We start from the raw sequence: 23,581 nt of genomic DNA, 5'->3' as shown, positions 1-23,581 counted from the left end.
AGATTCCTTATTTCTCGAAATTTTAAACGACAACAGCTAAAGCTAAGAATATGATTATTTTATGTTTATCTTAGGTATTTAACTTAAGTGAAAACAATTAAACTGATTAATCAGCATGATTAGCAAATAAAATTAAATACCCGCATAATTGTAAGTGAAACATTTGCCCTCATTGTATTGTTGTTGAAACAACTTGAGTTAACTATGCCTGAACTTCCTGAAGTTGAAACCACAAAAACCAGCTTACTGCCTTTATTAGAACAACGTGTTCAAGCCATTCGCGTTTTGAACCCAAGCTTGCGTTGGCCTATACCGAATGATATTAAAAAGCTGGTTGGACAGCGTTTAATGCAACTCAAGCGCCGTTCTAAATATATTCTTGCTGAGTTTGAGCAAGACCAAATGCTTTGGCATTTAGGTATGTCTGGAAGCTTCCGTTTATGTGAAGCCAAAGATGAACTACGCAAACATGATCATCTAATTATTGATTTTGAAGATCAGCAATTACGCTACCATGATCCACGTCGATTCGGGTGCATTCTTTGGCTTGATCAAAACAACCAGACTAAACTGATTGATACGCTCGGCCCTGAACCTCTGAGCGAAGATTTTAATGCAGCCTATTTACATGAAAAGCTAAATAAAAAAAATGTCGGCATCAAAATTGCTTTAATGGATAATCATATCGTTGTTGGCGTAGGTAATATTTATGCGACAGAAAGTCTATTTAATGTTGGCATCCATCCCGCACAACCTGCTTCAACGTTAACGAAAGTACAAATTGAGAAGCTGGTTATTGAGGTTAAACGCATCTTAAAACAAGCAATTGATTTAGGTGGTTCAACATTACGTAACTATAGTAATGCGATGGGTGAAAATGGTTATTTTCAGCAAACACTATTGGCATATGGCCGTGCTGGTGAAATGTGTGTGAACTGTGAAACAACGCTTGAAAACCTAAAGTTAGGACAACGAGCCAGTGTATTTTGCCCACAATGCCAGCCATTGAAGCTGAAGAAAGCTTAAGCAAATACAAGGTAATTGAAGGAGAAACATTATGCAAACTGCAATTGTTCGGCATATTCTAGTGAAAGACAAAGACTTAGCGGAACAGCTTAAGAAAAGAATTCAGTCTGGCGCAGACTTTGCAAAAATTGCGAAGCAGTATTCGACTTGTAACTCTGCTAAACGCGGTGGCGATTTAGGTGAAGTAAAAAAAGGGCAGCTTGTACCTGTAATTGATAAATTGGTGTTCACAGCTGCAGAACGAATTTTACACGGCCCAATTAAAAGTCAGTTTGGCTTCCATCTTTTAGAAATTAAATTCCGCATGGATGGTCTACGATAGATAAACAATGAGCTTAAATGTATCCATAAGCTCATTTCCTCCATGCATGAATGAGCTAATCTTGCTGAAGCTTCATGACATAAGTCCATGCATCTATTTTTTCACCAGACTCCAAAACAACTTCAGCAATAACTCGTTCATATTGGAATCCTTCAAACTCATCTAACATTGGCCAGTTTTGTTCTAATTTATCGGTACTAAATAAATAACCCTCAACTAGCAGATCATGTTGATTCAATACAATTGCAGGCAGTCCTTTGTCGGGCCCCCAATCCAATATATGGATGGTTCCATGTACCTTTGCAACTTGCCAATCCCCTTCAATAGCTCCCAAAATATGAGCATTTTCTCTATTCGGACACAATGTGCCATATACAAACAATCGGTTCATCATGTTATTCCATTTCAATTATTTAACATCTTAGAATGAAATTGAGTCAGAGACCATATTCATCAAAACTCATTATCTCAAAGAAATAGCAAATACCAATTAAACAACTACAATAAAAAAACGGCATAATTTATGCCGTTTTTTTATTTAAAGCAATTAAGCTTGCTTTTTCAACTCATCACGAATTTCACGCAACAATTGAATATCTTCTGGTGTTGGTGCAGGTGCTGCTGGCGCTTCTTCTTCTTTTTTACGCATGCGGTTCATGACTTTCACCATTAAGAACACCACCCACGCTAAAATCAGGAAGTTGATCAAGATCGTAATAAAGTTACCATAAGCAAGAACTGTAAGCCCCGCCTCCTGAGCTTGAGCTAAAGTTGTGATGTTTTCAGGACTTGAACCGAGCACAACAAACTTATTGGTGAAATTCACTTCCCCACCAATAATAAAGTTGATGACAGGCATCAGAACATCTTTCACTAATGAATCAATGATCTTACCAAAAGCGCCACCGATGATTACACCAATCGCCAAATCCATCATATTGCCTTTTACAGCAAACTCTTTAAATTCTTGAATAATACTCATTGTTGACACTCCAGAAAATGAATCGAATTACATTTGTTTTTGTACTTAAATTACAAATGATAGGCATTTAGTTGTATGTAAATAATTTAATATTTTTCTCAAAAAAAGAAAGTTATTTCACACTTTAACAACATATTTTATTTTAATAAAAATATGAACTTATGCATGAAATAGACACTTGTTTTACTCAATAAAAAAACCGCCAAATAAATTTAGCGGTTTTCTTCATTTTTCAATTCAGAAAAATTATTTATCACGATTACGTTTACGTTCGTTTTCAGTTAAGTAACGCTTACGAATACGAATCGATTTAGGTGTTACTTCAACTAATTCATCATCTTCAATGAATTCAAGTGCTTGCTCAAGCGTGTATTCAATTGCAGGTGTTAAAGTCAACGCATCATCAGTACCAGACGCACGAACGTTAGTTAACTGCTTCGCTTTAGTTGGGTTTACCACCATATCGTCTGAACGAGAGTTAATACCCACGATCATACCTTCGTAAACTTCTAACTGTGGTTTAGCAAATAAACGACCACGGTCTTGCAAGCTGAATAGTGCATAGCCCAAGCATGTACCTTGAACCATAGAAATCAACACACCATTTTGACGCTTCGCTACTGAACCTTGTTTCACAGGGCCGTAGTGAGAGAAGCTTGATGTCATGATGCCTGTACCAGAAGTCATAGTTAAGAATTCTGAACGGAAACCAATTAAGCCACGAGAAGGAACAGTTGCTTCAATACGGATACGGCCTTTACCGTCAACTTCCATATTGGTCATTTCGCCTTTACGGTGACCCATTTGTTCCATTACAGAACCTTGGTGCTGCTCTTCAACGTCAAACGTTACGTTTTCGTAAGGCTCTTGTTTTTCACCATCAATTTCTTTGATGATTACTTGTGGACGAGATACGCCCATTTCGAAGCCTTCACGACGCATGTTTTCAATCAATACTGAAAGGTGAAGTTCACCACGACCAGAAACTTTGAAACGGTCTGGACTATCAGTATCTTCAACACGAAGTGCTACGTTGTGAATCAATTCACGGTCAAGACGTTCACGAATATTACGTGAAGTTACGAACTTACCTTCTTTACCAGCAAACGGAGAGTTGTTTACTTGGAATGTCATAGATACAGTTGGTTCATCTACAGACAATGCTGGTAAAGCTTCAACATTTTTCGGATCACAAACTGTGTCAGAAATGTTAAGTGCATCGATACCTGTAATACATACGATATCACCAGCAGATGCTGATTCAACATCTACACGCTCTAAACCATGGTAACCCATGATTTTTAAGATACGGCCATTACGTGTATTGCCATCTTTGTCAATTACAGTAACAGGAGTATTTAATTTTACTGAACCGCGTTGAATACGACCAACACCGATAACACCCACGAAGCTGTTATAGTCAAGTGATGAAATCTGCATTTGGAATGGACCATCAACGTCTACCGCTGGTGGTTCAACGATATCAACGATCGTTTCAAACAACGGTGTCATGTCTTCTGCCAACTCTTCAGGAGCTGGACCAGCAACACCACGTAAGCCAGAAGCATAAACGATTGGGAAGTCTAACTGTTCGTCAGTCGCGCCAAGGTTGTCAAACAAGTCAAATACTTGATCGATTACCCAGTCACAACGCGCGCTTGGTTTATCAACTTTGTTGATAATCACGATAGGCTTCAAACCACGAGCAAATGCTTTTTGAGTTACAAAGCGAGTTTGTGGCATTGGACCTTCTTGTGAGTCAACAAGAAGTAATACACAGTCAACCATCGACATCACACGTTCCACTTCACCACCGAAGTCGGCGTGTCCTGGGGTGTCGACGATGTTGATACGGTATTCAGTATCAGTACGTTTATCTAACCATTTAATTGCCGTGTTTTTTGCAAGAATGGTAATACCACGTTCACTTTCAAGCGCATTCGAGTCCATGACACGCTCAATCTCGCCTGCACGGTCACCCAAAGCACCAGATTGTTGAAGTAATTTATCGACAAGCGTGGTTTTACCGTGGTCGACGTGCGCAATAATTGCGATATTGCGGAGATTCTTAATATCAGACATAGAATTCGATACGCTTAAAATTTGAGGGCAGATTATACAGAAAAACACTACACTTTAGTAGTGACAGTTTATTGACATGTGACTTTTTTTCTGACGAAACGTTACAGAATCGTTGGTAAAGTAGACTAACTCTATTAGAATATTCCACTAATGCTTATCGCTTTTTCAAACTCCCATGTCAAATTCCCAACCTCAGCAACAGCTCGACTTAGTTTACGGACTGAATGATCGACCGAAACCTTTTGTTGCATTTTTAGCTGCACTTCAACATCTCCTCGCGATTTTAGTGCCAATCGTTACCCCAGGATTACTAATCTGTTTAGCACTTGGTGTCTCTCGTGAAGATACCAATATGATCCTTTCAATGTCTTTGATCATTTCAGGGATTGCGACATTTTTACAATGTAAGAAAGTCGGTCATTTCGGAGCAGGTTTACTGATTGTTCAAGGTACAAGCTTCAACTTTATTGGCCCGATCATTGGTATCGGAAGTGCAATGGTTGCTGCGGGAACGCCCGTAGAACAAGTTATGGCTGCTATTTTTGGCGTTGTGATTGCAGGCTCATTCATTGAAATGGGTGTTTCTCGTATTTTACCTTGGGTAAAAAAGCTGATTACCCCGTTAGTCACAGGAATTGTCGTTCTGCTCATCGGTTTAACATTGATTAAAGAAGGCTTGATTAGCATGGGTGGTGGTTATACTGCAATGCAAGACAATACCTTTGCTAATGCAGACAACCTGATCATGTCATGTACGGTTCTTGGGATCATCATTCTACTGAATCGTATTCGTATTATTTGGGTGAAAAGTTCAGCAATTTTAATTGCTTTAGTGATTGGCTATATCCTCGCTGGGTTTATGGGACATTTGAACTTTTCAGTCTTGAGTGATGCTCCTTTAATTCAAATCCCAACGCCTATGCATTTTGGTTTAAGCTTCTCTTGGAGTTTGTTTATTCCAATGGCATTCATCTATCTCGTTACCTCTTTGGAAGCGATTGGTGATGTGACTGCAACCAGTAAAATTTCAAACCAACCTGTTGATGGTCCTATTTGGATGCAACGTATTAAAGGTGGTGTTTTAGTTAATGGTGCCAACTCGTTCCTTGCTGGTATTTTTAACACTTTCCCAAGCTCAGTGTTTGCACAAAATAATGGTGTGATTCAACTCACAGGTGTAGCAAGTCGTTATGTCGGTATTTGGATAGCAGTACTTTTAGTTATTTTAGGCTTATTCCCTGCTGTTGCTGCTGTGATTCAAGCCGTACCGCAAGCAGTATTAGGTGGTGCAGTGATGGTAATGTTTGGCGCAGTTGCTGCATCAGGTATTAATATCCTTTCAAGTATCCATCTAGATCGTCGTGCCTTGCTGATTATTGCAATTTCACTTGCGCTTGGATTAGGCGTTGCACAAGTTCCTCAGATCCTTGAGCATTTACCTGAATTATTCAAAAATATTTTTAGCTCAGGTGTCGCAACAGGCGGTATTGCAGCTTTGATTTTGAATATTGTTTTACCTGAAACACACAAATAGTCATCTAATAAATGATCATTGCCCAGTTTAGCAACTGGGCTTTGTTTTTGATGAGAGATCAATAATGGATCCACGTAGTGAAATTGTCTTGAGACAACAAGATTATTTAAACGGGCAAGTTTTACTGATCAATGCCCCAAATGATCAACTCGCCAAAAATTTACCAACTCAAGTACAAGCATCTGTTTGGACTTGGAATTATGCTGATCACCAAAGCTTTTTAAGCTCAGGAATTGATTCAAGCTTTTCAGTGGAATTTCCTCAATCTAACTTTGATCAAGTCGTTATTTTCGTTCCAAAATCAAAAGAACTCCTCAGCTATATTTTGCATGTTGTGGTGAGCCATTTAACCATTGGTCAAAATATTCTTCTTGTCGGTGAGAAAAAAGGGGGCGTGGAACGCGCAGCAAAACAACTGCAACCCTATGGGAAAACACTAAAGTTAGATAGCGCACGTCACTGTCAATTATGGCAATTAAAAATAGAAAAAGCTGAGCAACTTAAACCACTTGAACAATGGTTAAAAACATATACAGTTCAAGTAAACCAAGACCAGCTAGAAATTTGTGCACTACCTGGTGTATTTAGTCAAGCACATTTAGATGTCGGAACAGCCGTATTACTACCTTACCTATCAGAAGTAAAATCAGGTAAGATTGCCGACTTTGGTTGTGGGGCTGGTGTTATCAGCAGCTTTTTAGCCAAATTAAATCCAGAGCAACATATTTTTGCGCTTGATGTTGATGCATTTGCATTACGGTCAACTGAGATGACTTTCAAACGAAATGGCTTGGATTTAGCTCAGTTACATCTACAAGCTGTCACAGGTTTAAAAGATGCACCTAAAGAATTGGATGCGATTGTGAGCAATCCACCATTTCATCAAGGGATTCATACCAATTACGATGCAAGTGAAGAACTCTGTCAGCTTGCAAAATCCCACCTGAAAAGCTCAGGTGAGTTATGGATCGTGGCGAACCGTTTTTTAAACTACCCGCCTCTCATTGAGCAAAGTTTTGGTCAATGTATGATAAAAACCGATCAACAAGGATTTAAGGTACTCTTCGCGAGTGCTAAATAGGGTCAATTGACATGTTCGTCTACCCTACAACCTATGAGAAGTGTCAATAGACCCTTATAAAGTTTAAGGAATTTTTATGAGCGATACATCTGCTCCCCAACACCTTCAGCGCAAGCTCGGGGCTCGCCACCTCAATATGATTGCGATTGGTGGATCGATCGGTACAGGTTTATTCCTTGCATCAGGTTCAACTATTGCGACTGCAGGTCCTGGCGGTGCATTACTCGCCTATGCACTAATTGGTATCATGATTTATTTCTTGATGACTAGCTTGGGTGAACTTGCAACACATAACCCAAGTTCAGGTGCATTCTTTACCTATGGTAGCCGCTATGTTGAAGAAGGCTTTGGCTTCGCCTTAGGATGGAATTACTGGTACAACTGGGCAATTACCGTTGCATTTGAATTAGTTGCAGTTCAATTTATTATGAAATTCTGGTTCCCAGAAATTTCTGGCTTTTATTGGAGTGCGCTGTTCCTTGCCGTGATTTTTGGCATCAATGCAATGACCGTCAAAGGTTTTGGTGAAAGTGAATTCTGGTTCTCGATGATTAAAGTGATCGCGATTATTGTCTTCATTATTATCGGGATCGCCATGATCGCAAAAATCATGCTAACACCAGATGCATCAGTATTTACGAATTGGACTAAAGGTGACGCGCCGTTTGTTGGTGGTTTACAGGCCATGATCGGTGTTGCCATGATTGCTGGGTTCTCATTCCAAGGTACCGAAATGGTTGGGGTTGCAGCAGGTGAATCAAAAGATCCGAAGAAAACGATTCCGCTTGCGATTAAACAAATTTTCTGGCGTATTTTATTATTCTACATCCTGTGTATCTTCATCATTGGCACCTTGATTAGCTATGACAACCCACTGTTGTTACATGCTGCAGAAAGTGAAAATATCGCACTTTCACCTTTCACATTACTTTATGAGAAAGCAGGATTTGCATTTGCTGCTGGCCTAATGAATGCCGTGATTCTAAGCGCAATCTTATCCGCTGGTAATTCAGGCATGTACTCATCAACACGTATGTTATTTGACATGGCAAAAGAAGGCCGAGCACCAAAATGGTTCTCTCAGCTTGATCGTCGTGGTGTACCAATGAATGCACTTTACGCAACGACGGCTGTCGCTGCACTCTGCTTTTTAACCACTTTTATTGGTGAGCAACAAGTGTTTAACTGGTTGCTGAACATGTCAGGTATGTGTGGATTTATCGTTTGGCTTGGTATTGCAATTTCACACTACCGTTTCCGTAAAGGTTATCTTGCTCAGGGTCACAAACTTGATGACCTCGCCTATCGCGCAAAGTTCTTTCCTTTTGCACCGTGGTTTGCATTTATTCTGTGTTCAATCATTATCTTAGGACAAAATTATGAAGCTGTTCTAGGTGGAAAAGTGGATTGGATAGGCTTACTTTCGACCTATATCAGCATTCCATTATTCTTGGTGATATGGCTAGGGTATAAATGGAAACATAAAACCAAACTGATTGCCTACAAAGACATGAATGTTAAAGAAGGCGAATAAAAATCAGGTAAAACTTGAGCCAAGTTGAAATATGAGTAAAATTCACGCTCATATTTCAACGGCAAACTTATACATTGTATAAGTATTTAAGAAAACAGGAGGATGACACGATGCTATTACTACAGGAAAACACACTTTAGATTTGGCACCGTCATCTCACGGACAAGTGACAAATCTTACGATCACTTGTCCGAATGCCTACTTAAGCCTAGCATTCGCTAGGTTTTTTTATGCCTATTCGGACAGAAGAATTAAAATGACCGAGATAAGAAAATGGGCATACAAAAAATACTCAATGCAGATGCACAATTTGGTGTACCAGTAAAAATATTCACCAATGACATTGATCGAGAAAGCATTGAACAACTCAAAAAAATGGCACAGCTACAGTTTGTACATTCACATATCGCAGTAATGCCAGATGTACATGTCGGCAAAGGTGCGACTGTTGGTAGTGTCATTCCGACCAAGCATGCGATTATCCCTGCCGCTGTCGGTGTGGATATTGGCTGTGGAATGAACGCAATTCGGCTGAATTTAAAAGCTTTGCAACTACCCGACAATTTAGCGCCATTGAGACATGCAATTGAGCGCAAAGTTCCTGTAGGTTTTGAGTTGCACAAACAAATCAAGGCAAAAGCCTCAAGTGTTATTCCACTGGAAAAGCGATTGCAACCAATCATTAAAAAGCATCCTGGACTTGTTAGAATGCTCAGAAAATTTGATGCTACATGGCAAAAACAACTGGGTACTTTAGGAGGTGGTAATCACTTTATCGAACTCTGTCTGGATGAAAACCAAGATGTCTGGATCATGCTGCATTCTGGTAGTCGTGGTTTAGGGAATGTGATTGGGACTTATTTTATCGAACTTGCAAAGAAAGAAGCGCAGCATCGGTTTGGACATGTTCCAGACAAAGATCTGAGCTACTTTGCTGAAGGTTCAAATAGCTTTGATGATTATGTTGAGGCAGTGGAATGGGCGCAAGAATATGCTTTTGAAAATCGACGTGAAATGATGCGCCTCATTTTAGAAGCGATTCGACCACTCCTGCCGCCATTTCAAATGACCAAAGAAGCAATTAACTGCCATCATAATTATGTCAGTCGTGAACATCATTTTGGTGAAGACTTACTGATCACACGAAAAGGTGCAATTCGCGCAGGCAGAGATGAGTTAGGAATTATCCCAGGTTCCATGGGAGCTCGCTCTTATATTGTAAAAGGCAAAGCGAATCCTGAATCTTTTTGCTCATGTTCACATGGTGCAGGACGAAAAATGAGTCGGAGTAAAGCTAAATTACTCTTTAGCCAAGATGATTTGATTCATCAGACTCAAGGCATTGAATGCCGTAAAGATAGTGGTGTTATTGATGAAATCCCAAGTGCATATAAAGATATTGATCAAGTCATGGCAAACCAATCAGATTTAGTCGAAATCTTGCACACCCTTAAACAAATTTTATGCATTAAAGGTTAATGATATGAAACTTAAAGAGATGCCAAAAATCAAAGCTCGCAACCCTGTTGCAGTATCCCCTTTGTTAAAAAAAGGTGGAATACATGAAAGTGAAAAACCACGAGCACAGCATCGTAGAGATCGACAACAGGCAAAACAACAACTCAACAAAGGTATTTGGTAATTAAAATATTACCTCAAATACATCAATTAAATTAAGGAGAAAGCAAATGAATATATCTTATCAAACCAACAATATAGCAATAAAAAAAGCGACTCAATTGAGTCGCTTTTTTATGTCATTTAAAACTCAAATTATTGAGCTTATTGACCTGGTTGTACAAGAACAGTACGGCTACCAGTGATCGCAGCGAATACGCGACGGTTCATAGCACGACCTTCTTTAGTTTTGTTGTCAGCAATCGGTTGATCCCAAGCGAAACCTTGAGTAGACAAACGAGAAGCATCAACGTTGTATTCGTTTACAAGAGCTGATTTAACAGAGTTAGCACGAGCTAATGATAAACGTTCGTTTAACTTACGTGGACCAGTGTTATCTGTGTGACCTTCGATACGCGCAGTCGCATTCGGGTACTCAGATAATTTCTCAGCTACTTTAGCAATTTCAGACTTGTACTGTGGCTTGATGTCTGACTTGTTAGTATCAAAGAATACACGAAGTTCCATGTTAAGGTCTTCAGTTAACTCTTGTGGTTGTGGAGCAACTGGAGTTGGTTCAACTGGAGCAACTTCTACTACTGGAGCAGCAGGCTTCAAGTGACCACCAAGAACTACGTTTAAACCAGCAAGAGCTGTATAGTTCCAGAATTTTTCGTCAAAATGGTAAGTACCACGAGCTTCTGTACGAAGAGATAAAGCATCATTTAAACGCCAGAAAACACCACCACCAGCATTTGCTAGAGTACCTTCTTGCTTACCGCCGTAAATGTCATCACCTTCGTATTTATAGTGACCAGCACCAGCTAATACGTAAGGTTTGATTTTGCTATCGTAGTTTTTAGTGATTAAATCAGAAGTTACATACGCATTACCAGCGATGTTACGACCTTTGTAATCATTGTTTGTGCTTGTATCGCCTTTGATTTGGCTATATTCAGCTTCAAAGCCCAACCAAGGGGTTAATTCAATACCTAATGCAGCACCAACGAATAAATCATCTTCAAGCTCTGGGCTTGGAGTTAATTGACCTTTATCGCCATGGTTATTATGTTCTGTATCAAACATTGTGTAACCAAGCATTAATGGTGTTACTGTAACACCCGCATTAGCAGCAGCTAAAGGAGCAGCAACAAGCATAGCAAGTGCAATACGACTCAATTTCATGGATATCCTCCAGAGATAACAATTGTTTGTTGTTCAAGCTTAGCCTATGATTTTTGGCCCCATAAACACAGAAGTGTTCACAGTATTATTTTTAAGCTATTCACTTCACTTTGAATCATACAAACACTTGATCAATTTTCCAAGTGCTTGATAACTTTAACCTCGTAAATTATTGACAAAATTACTTACAATTTCCGTTGTAGTTCAGTAAATTTTGATTCGCAATGAAAATTTGAATAACTTATTGTTCGCTCACTTCAAGTTTAGCAGCATTTTTTACATGAAGTAATCGTTAGTTTTTCTAATACTAAACTTAATTTAATAAATACAGTAATTACTTAACACTTTGTTAATAAAAAAATTACAGAAATACATATAGGTCATATTATGTTTAAAAATTTAGGTTTCACAATGAGTGAAGCCATCATCACTATTGCCATTATTTCTATAATCGCAGCAATTGGAATACCCTACTTTAACAATATGCTCATCTCAAATGAAGTAAATCAGATCAAGAAAATTCTCACAATTTACATACAAAAAGCTAAATCTGATGCTCAAATTCATCATAAAAATGTGACTTTGTGTGCAAGTACAGATCTCATAACATGCAGTAATGATTGGAGTCGAGGTTTTATTGGATTTTTTGATGAGAACCGAAATCGGACACGAGAACGTTCAGAACAAATTTTATATGCCAACACAATACCATCAAAATATGGAACATTAGACTGGAGAGGAACACTAAGGGTTAACTCAGTCACCTTTCAAGGAGATACAGGGTTACCAAGAGGTTCAAATGGTAGCTTTTTCTATTGTATGAATAACTCAAATAATCATTTAAAAGTTATTTTAAGCAATATGGGACAGATCCGCAGTGAAATGGTAACGACCTGCTAAAAACTCTACAGTCCAACCAGAAAAAAACCAAAACTCGTATTTTTGACTATACTGCATAGGTTTTGAACATTCTCTACAAATTATAAATCTGGAGACACATAATGACTGATATCGTAATTGTTAATGGTGCCCGTACTGCAATGGGCGGCTTCCAAGGCGCTTTATCAAGTGCAACAGCACCTGAACTTGGGGCGATCACAATTAAAGAAGCAATTGCACGCGCTGGCCTACAACCAACTGACGTTGAAGAAGTGATCATGGGTTGTGTGTTACCAGCAGGTTTAAAGCAAGGTCCAGCGCGTCAAGCAATGCGTAAAGCTGGCTTACCAGATTCAACAGGTGCTGTGACAATTAACAAGCTTTGTGGTTCTGGTATGAAAGCTGTTATGCAAGCGTCAGACATGATCAAAGCTGGTAGTGCTGAAATTGTTGTTGCAGGCGGCATGGAATCAATGACCAACGCTCCTTACGTTTTGCCTAAAGCGCGTGCTGGCTATCGCATGGGTCATGGTGAAATTAAAGATCATATGTTCTTGGATGGTCTTGAAGATGCAGAAACAGGTCGTTTGATGGGTTCATTTGCACAGGATATGGCAAATAAACGTAGCTATACACGTGAGCAAATGGATGATTTTGCTATTCGCTCTTTGCAACGTGCTCAAAAAGCAATTACTGAAGGCTACTTTAAGGATGAAATCGTTCCAGTCACCCTTTCGACACGCAAAGGTGATGTTGTTGTTGATCAAGACGAACAACCTTTAAATGCAAAAATTGATAAAATTCCATCATTAAAGCCTGCTTTCGCCAAAGATGGAACAATCACAGCGGCTAATGCAAGCTCAATTTCTGATGGTGCATCCGCACTTGTTTTAACAAATAGTGATGTAGCTGCTCAGCGTGGTTTACAACCTTTAGCTAAAATTGTTGCGACAGCATCAAACTCACAGCACCCTTCTGAGTTTACGATTGCACCAGTTGGCGCAATTGAGAAAGTATTGAAAAAAGCAGGTTGGGATGCCCAAGAGGTTGATCTATGGGAAATCAATGAAGCATTTGCAATGGTTACAATGTGCCCGATCGATGATTTCAAATTAGATGCTGAAAAAGTGAATATCAATGGTGGGGCTTGTGCATTAGGTCACCCTGTCGGATCAACGGGTTCACGCATTATTTTGACACTGATCCATGCACTTAAACGTACAGGTGGTAAAAAAGGCGTTGCTGCGCTTTGTATCGGTGGTGGTGAAGCAACAGCTGTTGCAATCGAATTGATCTAAAGATTTATTGTCTTATAAAAAATCCTGCCTTGTGCAGGATTTTTTATGCTTAATAATTACAAAAAATAATTCACCTATTGTTCAAATAGAGCTACGTTATGCACTGTATAAAAAAACAACAAGGAGCTTTAAAATGCAACTTAATCACTATCTAAACTTTAAAGGTCAAACAGAACAAGCTTTTATTTTTTATCAATCCGTTTTTGGTGGTGAATTTGCAATGCTTAGTCGTTACGCGGATATGCCACCAGCAGAAGGTGTCACTTTATCAGAAGCCGATAAAAGTTTAATTTTACATGTGTCTTTACCCATTAATGAATATACCGTACTAATGGGCTCTGACGTAACTGATCAATTCTGCGCTCCAAATAGCAGCTTTATTCAAGGAAATAATCACTATATTTCAATTAATATTGAAGATGATGAAATGGAAGCACGCCGCCTATTCAATCAATTATCTGTGGGCGGACATATTGAAATGCAATTAGAAAAAACATTTTGGGGGGCGCTATACGGTGCATTTACAGATCAATTTGGCATCAAATGGATGGTGAATTGTCAATTAGATGAATAAGGCTAAAAGATTATAGCTAAATACTCATACGAACTAATAGATAGAAGAAATTCTCATATTAAGTTGAGTTTTTATGATTAGTTATTCTAAATGGTTTGATTTATTTACGACTAGGAAAAATATAGCTCCATAAAAAGCTGAACCTAAGTTCAGCTTTTTATTACAAAAAAATTTCTAAGCGCCTGTTTGGTAGCTTGCTTGCGGTACAGCGGTAGAAGCTTGATAAGGATTGGTAAAGTCCTGAAGCCCAGCAGCAGCCTCTTGAATATCCTTACCCTCTTTCACCACAAAAGTATCAAAGCCAGAACGTTTTAAATAATTTAGAACATCCTTAAAGATATCACCGACAGCACGTAACTCACCTTGATAGCCTTGGCGACGTAACAATGCTGCAAATGAATATCCTCGACCATCATTAAAACCAGCAAATTCGATAAAAATTGCATCAAATGCATCTAATGGAAACTGATGGGTCTCAGGAGAATCATTGACTGTAATATAGAGCGCTTTTTTACCTTGCACATTTGGTAATTGATCAAGCTGTGCTGTTGTTAAAACCACATCACCCGCTGGAAAAACACCATCTTCAGCAATCACTTGATAGGTATTATCTGCAATTGTGCCATCTTTAAAAAGCACTTGTAGCGTTGTATTAAGCATAAGCACGCTCCTTAAATGGCTGAATGCCGACACGGCGATAGGTATCAATAAAACGCTCACCTTCATTACGCAAATCAAGGTAAGTATTTAAAATTTCTTCGATCACATCTGGCACAGCATCAGCAGCAAAAGATGGGCCTAAAATATCACCTAAAGACGCATCATGATCCGCATGTCCACCTAGGGTAATTTGATAGAATTCTGCACCTTTTTTATCAACGCCAAGAATACCAATATTCCCAACATGGTGATGACCACAAGCATTCATACAGCCTGAAATATTCAGGTCAAGCTCGCCAAGATTATAAATCGTGTCTAAATCATCAAAACGACGGCTAATCGCTTCTGAAATTGGAATTGATTTCGCATTTGCCAATGAACAGAAATCACCGCCCGGACAGCAAATAATATCGGTAATAAAACCAATATGCGCACGCGCCATATTGTGATGTTCAAGCGTTTGCCACAATTCAAATAAATCTTTCTGCGGAACATCCACTAATGAAATATTTTGTTCATGCGTAGTACGGAACTCACCAAAGGTGTATTTATCTGCTAAGTCAGCAATTAAATTCATTTCCTCAGTAGTCATATCCCCTGGCGCAACACCTGCACGTTTCAAAGAAATCGTCACAATACGATAACCTTTAACTTTATGTGCATTGGTATTCACATTAAACCATTGTTTGAATTTAGGATGTTCAGCAAACAAAGTCGTTAAATCTTGATCTTCTAAATCTTGATAATCAAATGGCGTAAACTCTTCATCTAATTTTTTCAAGATTTCTGGTTGAATTTTCAATGCTTCACGTGTGTGTTCAAATTCAGCTTCAACTTTTTGCGCAAATACTTCAGGCGTAAGCGCTTTGACTAAAATCTTGATACGCGCTTTATATTTATTATCTCGGCGACCATGTAAATTATAGACACGTAAAGTTGCTTCTAAATAAGCAATCAAATCTTCGCGTGGTAAAAATTCACGGATCACACTACCAATAATTGGGGTACGACCCAGTCCACCACCAGCCATGATTTTATAACCGATTTCACCTGCATCATTACGCACGATATAAACACCAATATCATGGAATGCTGTCGCAGCACGATCTTTTTCTTCTAAAGCAGAAACCGCGATTTTGAACTTACGTGGTAAGAAGGCAAATTCAGGGTGGAATGTACTCCACTGACGAATCAGCTCACATGTTGGACGTGGATCAGCAATTTCACCTGCAACCACACCTGCAAACTGGTCAGTGGTTGTATTACGGATACAGTTACCAGAAGTCTGTACAGCGTGCATCTGAACCGTTGCCAATTCAGCAAGAATATCAGGTACATTTTCTAATGCAGGCCAGTTCAACTGAATATTTTGGCGTGTTGAAACGTGCGCATAACCGCGATCATATTCAGTCGCAATCTCTGCAATTTTTCTGAGTTGTTTTGTATTCATTAAGCCATACGGCACAGCGATACGAAGCATCGGCGCGTAACGTTGCACGTATAAACCATTTTGCAAACGTAATGGACGATATTCGTCTTCGGTCAATTTTCCTGCTAAATAGCGTTCTGTTTGATCGCGAAACTGAGCAACACGTTGGTTGATCAGCTGCTGATCGAAGTCAGTATATAAATACATGGCGTATGGCTAGTAAATTCATTATAAAGAGGACTAGCATAGCGAGCTTTTATTCATCAATAAAATGCTTTTTTTGCATATTTAATAACGGTTTTATTGATAAGCTTATTAAAGGCTATCAAAAGAAAAAGCCCAGATAAATCTGGACTTTTAATCTCCCCTAACCTCTCTTTTTAAAAAGAGGGGAACTCCTCCCTTTATGAAAGGGAGGTTGGGAGGGATTTAAGGTAAAGCATAAGCGACGAGATAGTCACCCATCTTAGTACCGAATGAGCCATGCCCACCTGCCATGATCACGACATATTGTTTACCATTGGCTTCATAAGTCATTGGTGTAGCTTGTCCACCTGCAGGTAAACGTGCTTCCCATAACTTATCGCCATTTGAAACATTAAATGCACGAATGTAGTTATCTTGGGTTGCACCCACGAACATCACATTACCCGCAGTTGAAATCGATCCACCAAGACCTGGTACACCAATTTTTACAGGTGGCAATTGGAACAATTGTGGCAAGCTGTCTCGAATCGTACCAATACGTTTTTTCCAGACCACTTCATGCGTTTTTAAGTCCACACCAGCAACAAAGCCCCATCCTGGTTGTTTACATGGTAAGCCGAATGGTGAAAGGAATGGGCTAATATCAACACCATAAGGTGTGCCATACATCGGTTGCATGCCCTGTTCTGTACCTGCACCACGTGCAACTGGCTCACGGTTTGGATCAGCAGGAATCAAACGACTCACAAACGGTAAGCCAATCGGATTCATAACTGCGACCTGACGATCAGCATTCACAGACATACCGCCCCACTCGAACACACCTAAGTTGCCAGGGAATACGAGAGTGCCATTTTCAGAAGGTGGTGTATAAATGCCATCGTAATTCAAACGTTTAAACTTCACCCGACACATTAACTGGTCAAACATTGTGGCACCCCACATGTCTTTATCTGTCAATTTATCTTTAGGCGCTAAGTTAAAATCAGAGAATGGTTGAGTTTTTGAATAGAACTCACCTTTAGTCTGCGGACCCCATTTTACAGTTTGTGGAACTGGCTTCTCAGTAATCGGAACAATTGGCTGGCCATTACGACGGTCTAATACAAAAGCATTCCCCGTTTTGGTTAAGACATAAATCGCTGGAACAGTTTGACCTGATTTATCTTGGACATCTGCTAATGAAGGTTGTGATGGTACATCCATATCCCACAAATCATGATGTGTGGTTTGGAAATGCCAAACAAGCTTACCAGTCGTTGCATTGATCGCTAGCATTGAGTTCGCATAACGTTCTTTTAACTCAGTACGATCTCCCCCCCAAATATCTGGTGTACCGACACCTGTTGGAACATAAACGATATCTAGTTTTGAATCATAGGCAAGTGGCGCCCAAGCGTTTGGTGAGTTATGCACAAATGTTGTGTCTTGACCTGGCATTGCATTTGGATCAGCGGCACCAGTATCGAATACCCATAGCAATTTACCAGTATTCACGTCATAACCACGAATCACGCCCGATGGCTCTTTATTCGAATGGTTATCAGTAACCGAACCGGCAATGACCACTGTAGTACCTGATACAACACCCGGAGATGTCGGGTTATAGCCACCTGGATAAGCATATGGCATGAATTCTTGTAAATTCACTTCACCATTTTGCCCAAAATCAGAACATGCTTTACCTGTATCAGCATTGACCGCAACTAAACGACCATCATTTACAGGAACGAATACTTTGCGTGGACATTCAGCAGAGCTAGACTTTTTCGCTTGTAAACTGGTAGCAAATTCAGTGGTATTCGCCGCATCGTAGTACATCACGCCACGACAAGTTAAATGTTGGAAGGTTTTATCCGTTTTGAGTTTTGGATCAAAACGCCATTTTTCTTTACCTGTCGCAGGATCAAGTGCAATCAAATGTTGATGTGGGGTACACATATACATATTGTTGCCAATCTTGATCGGTGTCACCTGATTGGTTGTTTCGCCTGAATCATTTTCAGTTCGGAAATCACCTGTACGGAATGTCCAAGCCACTTTCAAGTCTTTGACATTTTTGTCATTAATTTGAGTCAATGGAGAATAGCGCTCTCCACCTTGGCTACGACCATAAGCAGGCCAATCTTCTGGCGCAACGCCATCGACTGCTTTTGCTTGTTCAGGTTGAGGCGTTTCGATTACACCATTAATTTCTTGTGGATCATTAAAGATTGAATACACCATCACGACGATCGCAATTGCTAACGTAGATGATAGTGCAACTTTACTTGAACCTAGCTTATCAATACCACGCGTTACAGCAGGTACTAATAACCACAAGCCCAAAACACCTAAAACATCAAGACGCGGAGCAAGTGCCCAGAAGTCCGTTCCAACTTCCCAAACACCCCAAATCACACTCCATAACATTAACGCGGCATAGACCCATAATGGGCCAGATGCGCGCTTATAAAGTTGTACTGCTACAATCAGTAGCAACACACCAGCAATTACATAATAATAAGACCCGCCAATTGTCGCGAGCCAGACACCGCCAATGAGCAAGAACAATGCAATCAGGCCAATAATAATGACCGTCAATGTTCTAAGCCCAGATTTTGAAGCAGATTGATTCATAAGATCACCTTGCATCTTTTGATTTTAGATCCATGAAAAGGACAAAACCTTTCAATGGTCGAATTCAATTCATCAAGGAAACTTTGCAGATGTAATCTTATGCATTGACTAAATGTGCAAAGTTTCTCAACTTTTAGTTAGAAAATAGTTTGAAACTTAATCCCACCAACCCACGTTTTATCGCCATTTTTCAATGCACCAACATGATGGATATATTGAATATTTGGACGAATCGTCAGCCAGTTGGTTGCATGGACGCCGTAATACAACTCAGTGTTATATTCTTCATCCAAAAGATTGTTGTTTTTATCATTGGCATGAATACGAGCCACACCTAGAGCAAGTTCATCTTGCGGGCGTTGATCAAGTAAGCCTTTGTAGACCAAACCAACATTTTGCATGTCTTTAACAGCATTGGTTTTTGAATCATGTACTGTGACATTTACAAAACCAGTTAAACCACGATCAGATTGACCATTATGTTGAGTTAACTGTTGCTTGGCTGAGAACCAGCCACCTTGTTTGTGTCCTGTCTTACTTGGATTTTCGATTTCAGTTGCATCAGCCGTACTGTAGTAATAGCCAAAACGATATTCACCTGGGAGAGAAAGCGCGCCTAGTTTTGGAGTCCATACAACTTCAGCAGGAATAATTGCCCCACGAGAACCATCAGTACTCAGATTAAAACCTTTACCACGCTGTAAATTTTCAGGGTTGTATTCATAAGCCCCGATTTGTGCATAAAGATCAGGTTGGAGGTTGTACTTAACACGTAATGCCCACTGACTGACAGGCCAGTTATACCATTGATCACCAACCCAGTTCCCGACTTGAGAACCACATAAAGCTAAGTTTTGGAAATCACAGTCAAAACTATTAAAGTCTTCACCTTCACCAAAACGACCAACTTTAATATCTAAGGCTTGATCTAAAAATTTCTTTTTGATCCAGAGATCAGTAAGGCGCCAAGTTTGACCACGTCCCCAAACTTCTTGCACTGAACTCAGATGTCCTTGCAGACCATCTGCTTTTTGAGAAAGCGACTGGCCATCACGATAGGTAATCGTGATCTGAGCTTCTGTATCTTGCCAACCTAAAATTTTGTTTAGATCAAGATGTGTACCTAAAGCCAATTGTCCAGTATATTCACTACCATGACTTGAATGCTGTTTAGAATCTAAAACCCCTGCAAACTCACCCGTGTAATCCGCAGAAAAGTTATAACCCTGTTCTTGCAACGCAGTGCGTTGACCGTTCCAATCCCCAAACAGCCATTGACCATTTGGGTCAAAAGCTTCGGCTGCTTGAGTTTGTTGTGCGAAAAGACTCAATGATAGAACGGATAAACAAGAAACAATCAATGGTTTAGAGATTGTCATGTTTACGTAACCTTTTATGTTTTTGTATATAAAAGGTTACTCCGATTTTGAAATTACAATTTATTCAAAATGTTAATGATCTGTACAATATGTTAACAATCAGTGATTGAATGCACATATTTTCTACCATTTGCCCTCACCCAAGCCTTGCCCTATAAATGCATAGTTCATTTTCGAACGAGAAAACTTGATTGGACATGCAAGCTGCGGTTCAGTTTGCTCTGCATTTTCAGACAATGGAACATCGACCACCCAGCCACGTTGATCAGCAATTGGCGATACTAATGCCTCGTCAAGGCTGAGTACAGGCTCAACACAAATGTCGAGATTTTGGAATAGCTGTTGCCATGCTGCAAAATCTTGGGTCTTAAATTTCTCCTGCAATGCCTGCTTAACGGCTTGACGATCTTCAGGATCAAAGGATGCACTTTTTGCCAGCAGAATCGGTAAGTCTAATGCTGCTGCTAAACCGGCCATAAATTGCGGCTCTAAACTGCCTACTGAAAAATAGCGACTGTCTTTGGTTTCATAATAATCATAGAAACTCGCACCATTCAGCATACCTTGTTCTGGAGCCTGAGGTGTCTGCCCAGCAAGACTTGCTGAAGCAGCCATGCTATTTAAGCTCGCCACACAATCTGTCATCGAAATATCAATGTATTGCCCCATACCACTACGTTGACGCTCTACAACTGCTGCCAAAATCCCAATCACGGCATGTAAAGAACCTCCTGCAACATCTGCAATTTGAATCCCTAATGGGGGTGGTCCACTATCCTGACGACCGCTATGCCCTGAGACACCAGCAAGCGCAAGATAATTAATGTCATGCCCTGCTCGATCTTTGTATGCCCCTGTTTGACCATACCCCGTAATCGAGCAATAAATTAATCTCGGATTAATCTCAGCTAAAGTTTCATAATCCAAACCTAAACGGCGCATCACATCTGGTCGGAATTGCTCAACCACAATATCAAATTCAGAGATTTTATTTTTCAGCAACTCAATATTGGCTGCATCTTTAAGATCTAATGCAATCGACTGTTTATTTCTGTTTAAATAACTATGTGCAGTGGCCTGACCATTCGCATAGGGTGGCATAATCCTTACTAAGTCAGGGCGAGTCGGTGACTCAATATGGATAACTTCTGCACCCATGTCTGCTAGATACATACTCGCAAATGGACCAGGTAATAAAGTTGAAAAATCTAGGACTTTCAATCCCTTTAAAGCAGATGGCATAATAATTTTTACTCAATTTGTTCAAATTTTCTTTTATACTAGGTTTGGATAAACACAAAAACAATGTCATGTTCAGCCATTTACCTTGATAGTTTCGGCAATTTAACATGTACAGAATGAGCAATTATTTTTCTTGTCAATTGCCCAATTTGATATTTTAGACGGTTATTTAGGTCAATTATCGTGAACAGTAAAGAAACTGAAGGATTCAATATGAGCCGTGATACGATCAGCATCCACTTCGTGAATGCGGCTTTAACAGGTGTTAAGCGCCTAGGCATGGACGTTGAAACATTACTTTCACATGTCGGTATAGAAGCAGAATTGCTGCGCCAACCTAAAGCTCGAATCTCCCCTGAGCAATACACTCGCTTTGTAAAAATGTTATGGATGGTCACTCAAGATGAGCACGTTGGCTTTGATGTCCAACCACGTCGTCTAGGTACATTCGCAATCATGTGTCAATTGATTATTCATTCTAAGACACTTGGACAAGCATTAGAGCTTTCATCTCAATTCTACAAATTGTTTGGAGACGAATGGTCTGTCAGTTTAGAACGCGATAAGCATGAAGCTCGTTTGGTTCCTCATATTCCAAAAGCACTCGATCCAGATCATTTCATTACTGAAAGTATGCTGATGATTTGGCATGGTCTTGCTTCATGGTTAATTGAGCGTCGATTACCTTTAGAACGCGTTCATTTTGGCTATGAACGCCCAAACCACGCCGATGAATATGACGCACTGTTCTTTGCGCCAGTAATGCAATTTGATGCGCCACGCACAGAAATTACCTTTGCTGCAGATTATCTCGATTTACCAATTCGACAAGATGAAAACACTTTAGAAGAGTTTCTCAAAGCTGCACCAGCGCAATTGTTAGTGAAATTCAAAAATACCAATTCATTAACATCGCGTATTCGTGATGTATTGAAAAGTCAAATTGGCGAAGAAATGCCAACACTTAATGATGTAGCATCAATGCTTTATCTTTCACCACAGACTTTACGTCGTCGCTTAGCAGCAGAAGGTAAAAGCTATCAAGGTGTCAAAGATGCCTTGCGTCGTGACGCAGCAATTCACTTATTACTTACACCGAATCTTACGCTTGAAGATGTTGCTCAACAGGTTGGATTTAGTGAAACCAGTACCTTCCACCGTGCATTTAAAAAATGGACAGGCGTGACACCTGGTTTGTATCGTCAGTTGCACGGACACCATAATTAATGTGTTCTATACAAGTGTTCAACTTTTAAGAGTTGAACACTACCTCTTATAATAAATAGCATTAATAATAAGTTTAATTTTTATGTTGTAAATAACCACTGCTCAACACCTTTGGGATACACAGCATAATGATTATCTTCGATCTCTTCTTTACTGAACCACTGCGCCAAATAAGTTGATCCGTTCGTTTCATGTCCCGTTATTTGCTGAATTTGATACATCGACTCATCAACAAAATCAGCACAATAAATAAAAACAACTTCATGCCCTTGCTGACCATCAAAAGTGAATAAATTTTCTAACACACCTAAGAGCTTTGGATAAATAATTTGCTTATCAATTTCCTCCATTACCTCACGGCATACAGCCCGTTCAGACAATTCACCATATTCAATCCCGCCACCAATCGGTCTTAAATAATTTTCATTTTTACTAGGATCATATCCTTTTGAAAGTAAGACCTTCTCCTTATAACGGAAAATACAAAGTGCCTTGGTTTTGATCTGATTCATTCTTTCGTCTTCGCTAAACATAAATTATAAAATAACAATCATTACAATGCTTTATAATAAAAAATCTTAAATTCGATAAGCTATCGACAGAATCATCTCTTTTTATTTAATCTAAAATCTTAATTTCCCTAAAGACTTTCCGATATCTTATTTGTAGATTCATTCTAAGCAATCTAATATATCTAAAATCAA

General features: G+C 39.5%; 21 protein-coding genes. 11 read left to right on the top strand and 10 right to left on the bottom strand.

Annotated elements, in window-relative coordinates; all coding sequences use genetic code 11:
• The first annotated feature begins 204 nt into the window (after nt 1–204).
• Nucleotides 205–1,026 carry a bifunctional DNA-formamidopyrimidine glycosylase/DNA-(apurinic or apyrimidinic site) lyase gene (gene mutM / locus IO68_RS31195; RefSeq protein ID WP_004877187.1) on the top strand — a complete coding sequence of 274 codons (822 nt, stop codon included), beginning with the start codon at nt 205–207 and terminating at the stop codon, nt 1,024–1,026.
• Between the two features lie 31 nt (nt 1,027–1,057).
• The gene (locus tag IO68_RS31190) at nt 1,058–1,348 is read left to right on the top strand and encodes a peptidylprolyl isomerase (RefSeq protein ID WP_004877189.1); all 291 of its coding nucleotides are present in this window, start codon (nt 1,058–1,060) and stop codon (nt 1,346–1,348) included.
• Between the two features lie 55 nt (nt 1,349–1,403).
• On the opposite strand, the gene IO68_RS31185 is transcribed toward IO68_RS31190, so the two are convergent.
• The 3 genes from IO68_RS31185 to typA form a co-directional block, all read right to left on the bottom strand.
• Nucleotides 1,404–1,739, bottom strand: coding sequence for a gamma-glutamylcyclotransferase family protein (locus tag IO68_RS31185; protein WP_007482451.1), 336 nt, complete (start codon nt 1,737–1,739; stop codon nt 1,404–1,406).
• A gap of 156 nt (nt 1,740–1,895) precedes the next feature.
• Nucleotides 1,896–2,330 (bottom strand): large conductance mechanosensitive channel protein MscL, encoded by a 435-nt coding sequence (gene mscL, locus IO68_RS31180; protein WP_004877192.1) that lies wholly within the window; start codon nt 2,328–2,330, stop codon nt 1,896–1,898.
• Between the two features lie 246 nt (nt 2,331–2,576).
• Nucleotides 2,577–4,412 (bottom strand): translational GTPase TypA, encoded by a 1,836-nt coding sequence (gene typA / locus IO68_RS31175; RefSeq protein WP_004877193.1) that lies wholly within the window; start codon nt 4,410–4,412, stop codon nt 2,577–2,579.
• Between the two features lie 175 nt (nt 4,413–4,587).
• On the opposite strand from typA, the gene IO68_RS31170 reads away from it, so the two are divergent.
• The 5 genes from IO68_RS31170 (at nt 4,588) to IO68_RS34035 (ending at nt 10,203) form a co-directional block, all read left to right on the top strand.
• Nucleotides 4,588–5,946: a uracil-xanthine permease family protein gene (locus IO68_RS31170; RefSeq protein ID WP_023014118.1), complete on the top strand. Its 1,359-nt coding sequence runs from the start codon at nt 4,588–4,590 to the stop codon at nt 5,944–5,946.
• Nucleotides 5,947–6,010: 64 nt separating this feature from the next.
• Nucleotides 6,011–7,027, top strand: coding sequence for a methyltransferase (locus IO68_RS31165; RefSeq protein ID WP_023014117.1), 1,017 nt, complete (start codon nt 6,011–6,013; stop codon nt 7,025–7,027).
• Between the two features lie 76 nt (nt 7,028–7,103).
• Nucleotides 7,104–8,561 carry an amino acid permease gene (locus IO68_RS31160; protein WP_004877196.1) on the top strand — a complete coding sequence of 486 codons (1,458 nt, stop codon included), beginning with the start codon at nt 7,104–7,106 and terminating at the stop codon, nt 8,559–8,561.
• 273 nt (nt 8,562–8,834) lie between these two features.
• On the top strand, nt 8,835–10,040 hold the full coding sequence (locus tag IO68_RS31155; RefSeq protein ID WP_007482581.1) for an RtcB family protein: 1,206 nt from the start codon (nt 8,835–8,837) through the stop codon (nt 10,038–10,040).
• A 4-nt stretch (nt 10,041–10,044) separates the two neighbouring features.
• Entirely contained in the window at nt 10,045–10,203 is a 159-nt protein-coding gene (locus IO68_RS34035) for a hypothetical protein (RefSeq protein WP_004877198.1), read from the top strand.
• Nucleotides 10,204–10,343: 140 nt separating this feature from the next.
• Here the strand turns inward: IO68_RS34035 and omp38 are convergent, their stop codons facing one another.
• Nucleotides 10,344–11,363: an outer membrane protein Omp38 gene (gene omp38, locus IO68_RS31150; RefSeq protein ID WP_023014116.1), complete on the bottom strand. Its 1,020-nt coding sequence runs from the start codon at nt 11,361–11,363 to the stop codon at nt 10,344–10,346.
• A gap of 387 nt (nt 11,364–11,750) precedes the next feature.
• Here omp38 and IO68_RS31145 point away from each other — a divergent pair, with 387 nt between their 5' ends.
• The 3 genes from IO68_RS31145 (at nt 11,751) to IO68_RS31135 (ending at nt 14,114) form a co-directional block, all read left to right on the top strand.
• Nucleotides 11,751–12,263, top strand: a complete 513-nt coding sequence (locus IO68_RS31145) for a GspH/FimT family protein (protein ID WP_031234927.1) — start codon at nt 11,751–11,753, stop codon at nt 12,261–12,263.
• A gap of 101 nt (nt 12,264–12,364) precedes the next feature.
• Entirely contained in the window at nt 12,365–13,540 is a 1,176-nt protein-coding gene (locus tag IO68_RS31140; RefSeq protein WP_023014114.1) for a thiolase family protein, read from the top strand.
• Nucleotides 13,541–13,673: 133 nt separating this feature from the next.
• Nucleotides 13,674–14,114, top strand: coding sequence for a VOC family protein (locus IO68_RS31135; protein ID WP_023014113.1), 441 nt, complete (start codon nt 13,674–13,676; stop codon nt 14,112–14,114).
• Between the two features lie 174 nt (nt 14,115–14,288).
• Here the strand turns inward: IO68_RS31135 and IO68_RS31130 are convergent, their stop codons facing one another.
• From IO68_RS31130 to IO68_RS31110, 5 genes are all read right to left on the bottom strand, one after another.
• On the bottom strand, nt 14,289–14,774 hold the full coding sequence (locus tag IO68_RS31130; protein WP_023014112.1) for a DUF934 domain-containing protein: 486 nt from the start codon (nt 14,772–14,774) through the stop codon (nt 14,289–14,291).
• Nucleotides 14,767–16,410 (bottom strand): nitrite/sulfite reductase, encoded by a 1,644-nt coding sequence (locus tag IO68_RS31125; RefSeq protein WP_023014111.1) that lies wholly within the window; start codon nt 16,408–16,410, stop codon nt 14,767–14,769. Before IO68_RS31125 ends, IO68_RS31130 begins: the two co-directional genes overlap by 8 nt.
• 222 nt (nt 16,411–16,632) lie before the next feature.
• Nucleotides 16,633–19,029, bottom strand: coding sequence for a glucose/quinate/shikimate family membrane-bound PQQ-dependent dehydrogenase (locus IO68_RS31120; RefSeq protein ID WP_031234926.1), 2,397 nt, complete (start codon nt 19,027–19,029; stop codon nt 16,633–16,635).
• 137 nt (nt 19,030–19,166) lie between these two features.
• Entirely contained in the window at nt 19,167–20,387 is a 1,221-nt protein-coding gene (locus IO68_RS31115) for a carbohydrate porin (protein WP_171056570.1), read from the bottom strand.
• Nucleotides 20,388–20,531: 144 nt separating this feature from the next.
• Entirely contained in the window at nt 20,532–21,650 is a 1,119-nt protein-coding gene (locus tag IO68_RS31110; RefSeq protein WP_023014109.1) for a CaiB/BaiF CoA transferase family protein, read from the bottom strand.
• Nucleotides 21,651–21,863: 213 nt separating this feature from the next.
• Here IO68_RS31110 and IO68_RS31105 point away from each other — a divergent pair, with 213 nt between their 5' ends.
• Nucleotides 21,864–22,877: an AraC family transcriptional regulator gene (locus tag IO68_RS31105; protein ID WP_004877216.1), complete on the top strand. Its 1,014-nt coding sequence runs from the start codon at nt 21,864–21,866 to the stop codon at nt 22,875–22,877.
• Nucleotides 22,878–22,957: 80 nt separating this feature from the next.
• On the opposite strand, the gene IO68_RS31100 is transcribed toward IO68_RS31105, so the two are convergent.
• Nucleotides 22,958–23,389 carry an NUDIX hydrolase gene (locus tag IO68_RS31100; RefSeq protein ID WP_031234925.1) on the bottom strand — a complete coding sequence of 144 codons (432 nt, stop codon included), beginning with the start codon at nt 23,387–23,389 and terminating at the stop codon, nt 22,958–22,960.
• Nucleotides 23,390–23,581: the final 192 nt, after the last annotated feature.

The organism is Acinetobacter sp. COS3 (assembly GCF_000475335.1).
GTDB classification, from domain to species: domain Bacteria; phylum Pseudomonadota; class Gammaproteobacteria; order Pseudomonadales; family Moraxellaceae; genus Acinetobacter; species Acinetobacter venetianus.
This window is presented reverse-complemented; position numbering and strand designations above follow the sequence as displayed.

Coding starts and splice junctions, on each gene's coding strand:
- IO68_RS31165 (WP_023014117.1), top strand. CDS start 6,011: ATGGATCCACGTAGTGAAATTGTCTTGAGACAACAAGATTATTTAAAC.
- IO68_RS31170 (WP_023014118.1), top strand. CDS start 4,588: ATGTCAAATTCCCAACCTCAGCAACAGCTCGACTTAGTTTACGGACTG.
- mutM (WP_004877187.1), top strand. CDS start 205: ATGCCTGAACTTCCTGAAGTTGAAACCACAAAAACCAGCTTACTGCCT.
- omp38 (WP_023014116.1), bottom strand. CDS start 11,363: ATGAAATTGAGTCGTATTGCACTTGCTATGCTTGTTGCTGCTCCTTTA.
- IO68_RS34035 (WP_004877198.1), top strand. CDS start 10,045: ATGAAACTTAAAGAGATGCCAAAAATCAAAGCTCGCAACCCTGTTGCA.
- IO68_RS31155 (WP_007482581.1), top strand. CDS start 8,835: ATGGGCATACAAAAAATACTCAATGCAGATGCACAATTTGGTGTACCA.
- IO68_RS31185 (WP_007482451.1), bottom strand. CDS start 1,739: ATGAACCGATTGTTTGTATATGGCACATTGTGTCCGAATAGAGAAAAT.
- IO68_RS31120 (WP_031234926.1), bottom strand. CDS start 19,029: ATGAATCAATCTGCTTCAAAATCTGGGCTTAGAACATTGACGGTCATT.
- typA (WP_004877193.1), bottom strand. CDS start 4,412: ATGTCTGATATTAAGAATCTCCGCAATATCGCAATTATTGCGCACGTC.
- IO68_RS31135 (WP_023014113.1), top strand. CDS start 13,674: ATGCAACTTAATCACTATCTAAACTTTAAAGGTCAAACAGAACAAGCT.
- IO68_RS31100 (WP_031234925.1), bottom strand. CDS start 23,389: ATGAATCAGATCAAAACCAAGGCACTTTGTATTTTCCGTTATAAGGAG.
- IO68_RS31110 (WP_023014109.1), bottom strand. CDS start 21,650: ATGCCATCTGCTTTAAAGGGATTGAAAGTCCTAGATTTTTCAACTTTA.
- IO68_RS31190 (WP_004877189.1), top strand. CDS start 1,058: ATGCAAACTGCAATTGTTCGGCATATTCTAGTGAAAGACAAAGACTTA.
- IO68_RS31130 (WP_023014112.1), bottom strand. CDS start 14,774: ATGCTTAATACAACGCTACAAGTGCTTTTTAAAGATGGCACAATTGCA.
- IO68_RS31140 (WP_023014114.1), top strand. CDS start 12,365: ATGACTGATATCGTAATTGTTAATGGTGCCCGTACTGCAATGGGCGGC.
- mscL (WP_004877192.1), bottom strand. CDS start 2,330: ATGAGTATTATTCAAGAATTTAAAGAGTTTGCTGTAAAAGGCAATATG.
- IO68_RS31105 (WP_004877216.1), top strand. CDS start 21,864: ATGAGCCGTGATACGATCAGCATCCACTTCGTGAATGCGGCTTTAACA.
- IO68_RS31160 (WP_004877196.1), top strand. CDS start 7,104: ATGAGCGATACATCTGCTCCCCAACACCTTCAGCGCAAGCTCGGGGCT.
- IO68_RS31145 (WP_031234927.1), top strand. CDS start 11,751: ATGTTTAAAAATTTAGGTTTCACAATGAGTGAAGCCATCATCACTATT.
- IO68_RS31125 (WP_023014111.1), bottom strand. CDS start 16,410: ATGTATTTATATACTGACTTCGATCAGCAGCTGATCAACCAACGTGTT.